This is a genomic window from Chrysanthemum yellows phytoplasma, from assembly GCF_000803325.1.
GTDB classification, from domain to species: domain Bacteria; phylum Bacillota_I; class Bacilli_A; order Acholeplasmatales; family Acholeplasmataceae; genus Phytoplasma; species Phytoplasma asteris.
The window spans coordinates 1-6,090 of sequence record NZ_JSWH01000007.1 but is presented as its reverse complement, the minus strand read 5'-3'; the positions used below and the strand labels follow the sequence as shown (position 1 = coordinate 6,090).

Below are 6,090 nucleotides of genomic sequence, written 5' to 3'. Positions count from 1 at the left end.
ATTTATTTTATCAAAGTAGAATTGCATAAATAATTATGGTAATTGTTTATACGAGTTTTAGTTGTGTTTCTTGTAAAAAAGTTAAAAAAAGGTTAAAAGCTCATGGGGTAAGATACGAAGAGCGTAATTTGTTAAATTATAAAATGCAACCACAAGATCTGGATTTAATTTTAAAAAATTGTGATTATGGGTTTGATGATATTATTTCGCGACGTTCCAAAATTTTTAAAGAAAAACAAATAGATTTGGAAACTATCAACACCGATAACATCAAAAAAATTATTATTGAAAATCCTGAAATTTTAAAAAGACCTATCATTATTAAAGATCAAAAAATTTAAATTGGGTATAATGAAGAAGAAATTCGTATTTTTATTCCCAAAAAACTTCGTTATTACTTGATGGAAAATAATGTTAATTTTTATAAAGATAAAGAAAATAATCAATATGAAACAGTATTGCAAAACTTTTTTAAAAACCATAAATAATGAAGAGCAATATTTTTGTTGCAAAAAGTCTCTTATCATTTGCAAAGTTTCTTTTATCATAAACAAAATCAAGTTTAAAAACAATATTTGCCCCTTTCCATTTATAAATTGGCTATTTATAAAAGATGTAATTAAAAAAATAAACTAAGTTGCAAGTTGCAAGACTTTCAAAAAGCAATTTTAATCAAAAATAATTTTGCAAAAATAATTTTCAATTCAAAGTTAGAATGTTTTTCAAATATTCTAATTTTTTTTATATAAATTGCAAATATTAGCTTGTTATTTTATCTTTTTTCAGTTTATTGTGATATATAATAAAAGAAGTGATGACAAATTTTGGTCTTTTTTGCAAAACCAAAGACAACAAAAACTGCCAAAATGCAAGAAATATTAAGGAGGTATTAAGTGATGTCAAATTATAGTTTCAAATTGAACAACAATCAAGTAGCAACAATTAAAAAATTCTACTACAAACAATTAAAATTATCACCTAATAAAACGGTTGCTTTTGTTATAGATGATTCTTTGGCTAAAATAACAGTTTATAATAACGGAACTTTGTTAGTGCAAGGAAAAAATACCTTATCTATCGTTGCTTTTATTAAAAAAATATTGCAAATGAAAACAGTTAGCGATAATAGCGAAATAAAAGAAGTTAGCCATTCATTAGTCAAACAAGTCCCAACGTTAAAAACTAAAAGCAATGCAGGGACAAATTCATTTTTGCCACTTTATAACAAAAAAACTTATTATCTTCCATCCATTGGTTCTGATGAAGTAGGTACAGGAGATGTTTTTGGTCCTGTTATTGTTTGTTGTGTTTACTTGACTGCTAAAAATATTGTTTTTTTGCAAAAATTAGGAACTATTGCCGAATCCAAAAAAATCTCAGATGAAAAAATAATGCAGCTAGCTCCTTTAATTATGAAAGAAGTTATTTATTCTGTTAAAATAATGATGCCTTTAGAATACAATCAAACAATCAAACAATGTAATCTCAACAAAATTAAGGCTTTAATGCATAACGAAGCAATTAAGCAAACCGTTTTAAAAGCTTCTCCAAATGTTCCTGTCATTTTGGATCAGTTTTGTTTTCCTAAAAATTATTTTAATTATTTGCAAGACCAAAAAGACCAAAATGAGTTTTATACAAAGATTATTTTTGAAACTAAGGCTGATAGTTCTTATTTTAGTGTTGCTGTGGCTTCTGTTATTGCTAGATATCTTTTTTTAACACAAATAGCAAAACTTTCTAAGCAAATTAATTCCAAATTGCAATTAGGAGCAGGCAAATTGGTAGATTTGCAAATTGATTTGATAGTAAAACAACACGGATTAGAGATTTTGCCTCAAATTGCTAAGTGTAATTTTAAAAATATTGTGCGCAAAATGGAATAAATTTATAATATTGGTGCTTAATTGCAAGTTTATTTATCCAAAAACACATTTAAAGGAGTTTTTATGTCAACTATTTTTACTAAAATTATCAAAAAACAAGTTCCTGGTTATCTACTTTATGAGGATAATTTAGTAGTTGCTTTTTTAGATATTACCCAAGCGACCAAAGGACACACTTTGGTGGTGCCTAAACAAGAATATCGTGATATTTTGATGATGCCCGAAGATGTTTTTGCCCATTTGTTTAAAGTGGTACATCAAATAAGCAAAGTATTAATGGATGTTTTTCAAGCTCAGGGAATCAATTTATTAAATAATAATGGCAAAGTAGCAGGGCAGACTGTTTTTCATTATCATGTGCATTTGATTCCTCGTTTTGATGAAAAAGAAATTAATTTGGTTTTTAAAAATAATGCTTCTTTGATGTTTCCTCAAGATTATGAAAAAGTTCAAAAAGCTATTTTAGCGCATTTGAATAAATAAAAAATATATTGTTAAGGAAACATAAAATAAATATATTGTTGTCTTGCTTTTTTTGATATAAAACCTTTACAAAATATTTATATGGGTTTTTATGGGTCTTTTCTAACTGTTTCATTTATTTAGACAACTTAATATTTTAATATAACATTTAAGACCAGCTTAATCGTTGGTCTTTTTTGTTTATAAAATGGCACAATTATTAACTTATAATAAAAAAACCAAACTATTTTAATAGTTTGGTTTAATCATAGATATGTAATTGGAAGCAAAAATTAGCTTTTGCGAGTTACTTTTAAGAAATGATAAAAAAATTTGTCAAATAAATGATATTCTTCTAAAATTTGAAAATCGTTTTTTAATAGCCATTCTTGAAGATAATCTTGATTGCTTTGTGATCCTAATATAAAATGTTTGCTTTTATCAGGACTTTTTTCAAGTATTTTAGTAATAGCATAAGTTCCCATACCACAAATTAGGGCAAGATCAAAATCTTGGCAAATGTTTTGGAATCCGTCACTTAAACAAAAAGTAACTGGATAGCAAGCAAGGTTTTTTTGGGCTTGAAATAAAGGTTTTAATCTTATATCTGCTGCAATTGCTTGTTTGATATAGCCTTGTTGAAAAGCCTTTTTGAGTACTAAACCATGATCTGTTCCGATGTCTACAACGGTGTCATAATTTTTAGTAAGAGACACAATAAAAGGGATTCGTTTCATTTTATTTGTGGTTGTGGTACAAACTTTTTAATTTGCTTTGTTTAGCTGGAGTTCTGAGTCGTCTTAGAGCTTTGGATTCAATTTGGCGGATTCTTTCTCTAGTAACTCCAAATAAAGTGCCTACTTCTTCTAAAGTGTGGGTTTTGCCATCTAAAAGACCATAGCGCATTTTTAATACTTTTTCCTCGCGGTCAGTTAAGGTATTTTCTAGGACTTCATCTAAAAGCTTTTGAGTTACTTCTTTCATCATGTATTCGTGGGGGGATAAAATGTTGGGATCTGAGATAAAATCCCCCAAAGAAGTTTCGTCTTCTTCGTTTTCTCTTGCGGGAGCTTCCAAAGAGATGGGTTTTTTTTCAATATATTGGATGCTGCGAATTTTTTCAGCAGAAATATTCATTTTGTCGGCTAACTCTTCAACTGTAGGTTTTTTCTTAAGTTTTTGAGTTAATTTGCGAGTGCAAAGTGCCATTTTATTAATAGTTTCTACGATGTGGACAGGAATTCGGATAGTTCTTGCTTGATCGGCAATCGCTCTTGTGATGGCTTGTCTAATCCACCAAGTAGCATAGGTAGAAAATTTAAATCCTTTTTGATAATCGAATTTATCTACTGCACGCATTAAGCCCATGTTGCCTTCTTGGATTAAATCAAGAAACAAAATGCCTCTTCCAATATATCGTTTGGCAATGGAAACTACTAATCTATAATTGGATTCTACCAAAATATCTTTGGCGCGCCTTGCTTGTTCGATTTGGTCATGTGCTTCTTGGAGTTGTTCTTCGGATAATTCAATTTCTTTGGTTTTGTGCTTGGCAAGCTTTTGTTTGGCTTGTTTTCCTAAAAAAACTAAAATGGATTTTTTTTGTTCTTCTGCTATCGAAAGCAAAGGGATTTGACCAATTTCTTTTAAATACATGCGAACTGAGTCATCCATTTTAATATCAGAATGGATTTTAGAAATTTCTTCTTTAGAAATTTTTTCATCTTCGTCTTCTTCTAATTCTATGAGTTTTTCATCTGATATTAAGTCCTCTTCAGAAATGTCAAAATCTTGGATGTCTTCTTCTGAGTCTTGTGTGTTGTCTTCATCTTTGTTGTCATCTGTGTTTTCTAAGTTTGCATTTGTTAATTCGGAATCAAGGTCAGTAAAATCATCATTGGTGGTGTTTGTTTGGGGGTGCGTATCATTTTGATTGGGGTTTTCATTTAGAGATGGAGCTACTTGTGTTTCGCAAGAAATAATTTGAATCCCTTGTTCTTTTAGGTTTTGTGCTATTTGTTGATATGGTATTTTTATGTTTTGATTTTGCAAAAAAGACATAATTAATTGAGATGTTAGTTTTTGTTCGCTTCCAGCTTGCTCATTTAAAGTTTTGATTATGTTATCGAATTCCATTTATTAACTCCCTTTTTTCTTTTTTTAATTAAAATTTGGCTATGAACTTGTTTTGATTTTTGTTTTTTGGATGATTTGTTTTTTAACAAAATATATCATTTACTAATTCGCTTAATTGTTGTTGTAATTGTCTTCTTTCTTTTTTGAGCTTGTCTTTCTTTTTTTGTAATTTGTTTTTTTCAGTGTTATCTATTGGAAGTAATTTATCATTTAACTCATTTATTTTTTGTTGTTTTTGTTCTATTTTGTCGCGGATTTCTAATTCTTTTATATAATTGTTAAATATTTTGCCTTCTTTATCTTGTAAAAGAGGGCGCTTTTCCATTTTAAAAAAATGATGTTTTTCGATAGATGTCAATAAATCATCAATATTTTCTTTAAATGCGGTTTTTTTGATTTCTTCCCAAGGAATACAAGTTTGTTTAGGATTTTTCTTGTAATAATTTTTAATATAGTTTAGCAGACAACTGCATTGCAAGTCATCAAAACCGGGGGTTTTTTTGATGGTGGCAAATGTTTTGGGGTTTTGGGTTTTGAAAAAAGCAGCATTTAAAAGCAATTCTATGATGATTTCTATTTTAATGTCAAATTTGGTTAAATTTAATTGTTGTTTGGTATGAGCAATGTAAGGAGGTTTTGGGGCTTTGTTAATGGAGACTTGAGAATTAAGGTTAACTGTTAGTTGATATGTTTTTTGTAAGTATTCTTGATAAAGCATTTTGATTTCAAAGCTTGAGGATTGGAATAGTTCTTGTAATTCTTTTTTGGTTTGGGCTTTGTTGTAAGAATCCATTTGTTGGCAAATCAAATCCACTTTCAAAGCTAAAAAATCCTTTAAATTATCAGTTAGAAGGTGTTGGTATTTTTCGGGTCCTTCAGTTTTGATGTATTCATCGGGGTCTAGATTATTGGGAAAATCTACTATTTGGACTTTGAAGTGGTTTTTTTGGAGAAAGGTTCCAATTTCTAAAGTAGCGGTTTTTCCTGCTTTGTCGCCGTCATAGGCAATAATTATTTTGTCGGTGATTTTTTTTAATAGTTTGGCATGATCCAAAGTAAGGTTGGTTCCCATGGTAGCAACTACGTTTTTGAATTGGGCTTTGAAAGATGCCATAACATCAAAAAAACCTTCATGCAAAATGACTTTTTGTTTTTTTCTGATTTCAGCTTGGGTTTCGTAGTATTGATACAAAGTTTCGCCTTTTTTGAAAATTATTGTTTCGGGACTGTTGAGATATTTAGGCATTTGATCATCTAGACTGCGGCTGGAAAAAGCAACAATTTGGCCTGATTTGTTAGTAATGGGAAAAATGAGTCGGTTTTTGAAAAAATCATAAAAGTTGCCGGTTTTTTCGTCTTGATTGATGAGACTTAATTTTTTGAGGTCATCAGGGTCAAATTTGGTACCTTCCATTAAATAACGTGATAAATGGGAAGCTTTGGGAGCATAACCTAATTTAAAATGTTTTATTATGTCATTGTCAAAGCCTCTTTGTTCTAAATAATTGAGGACTTGTTTGTTGTGTTTTAATTGATGGGAATAAAAATCTGCTGCTTCTTGCATGATGTTGTAGAATTTTTGGTATTGATGGGTGCTTTGTTGGGG

Annotated in this window: 6 protein-coding genes; 3 read left to right on the top strand and 3 right to left on the bottom strand. The window is 29.4% G+C overall.

Annotated features, from left to right (window positions below; translation table 11 throughout):
- Positions 1 to 35 precede the first annotated feature (35 nt).
- The 3 genes from OL66_RS00070 (at position 36) to OL66_RS00055 (ending at position 2,369) form a co-directional block, all read left to right on the top strand.
- The gene (locus OL66_RS00070; protein WP_238568756.1) at positions 36 to 341 is read left to right on the top strand and encodes an ArsC/Spx/MgsR family protein; all 306 of its coding nucleotides are present in this window, start codon (positions 36 to 38) and stop codon (positions 339 to 341) included.
- A gap of 555 nt (positions 342 to 896) precedes the next feature.
- Entirely contained in the window at positions 897 to 1,886 is a 990-nt protein-coding gene (gene rnhC, locus OL66_RS00060; RefSeq protein WP_238568757.1) for a ribonuclease HIII, read from the top strand.
- A gap of 63 nt (positions 1,887 to 1,949) precedes the next feature.
- Positions 1,950 to 2,369: an HIT family protein gene (locus OL66_RS00055; protein ID WP_034171969.1), complete on the top strand. Its 420-nt coding sequence runs from the start codon at positions 1,950 to 1,952 to the stop codon at positions 2,367 to 2,369.
- A gap of 272 nt (positions 2,370 to 2,641) precedes the next feature.
- Here OL66_RS00055 and OL66_RS00050 read toward each other — a convergent pair whose 3' ends face one another.
- From OL66_RS00050 to dnaG, 3 genes are all read right to left on the bottom strand, one after another.
- Positions 2,642 to 3,085, bottom strand: coding sequence for a class I SAM-dependent methyltransferase (locus OL66_RS00050; protein ID WP_034171968.1), 444 nt, complete (start codon positions 3,083 to 3,085; stop codon positions 2,642 to 2,644).
- A gap of 1 nt (position 3,086) precedes the next feature.
- The gene (gene rpoD / locus OL66_RS00045) at positions 3,087 to 4,484 is read right to left on the bottom strand and encodes an RNA polymerase sigma factor RpoD (RefSeq protein ID WP_034171967.1); all 1,398 of its coding nucleotides are present in this window, start codon (positions 4,482 to 4,484) and stop codon (positions 3,087 to 3,089) included.
- 82 nt (positions 4,485 to 4,566) lie between these two features.
- A partial coding sequence (dnaG, locus tag OL66_RS00040; protein ID WP_034171966.1) for a DNA primase occupies positions 4,567 to 6,090 on the bottom strand: 1,524 nt, incomplete at its 5' end.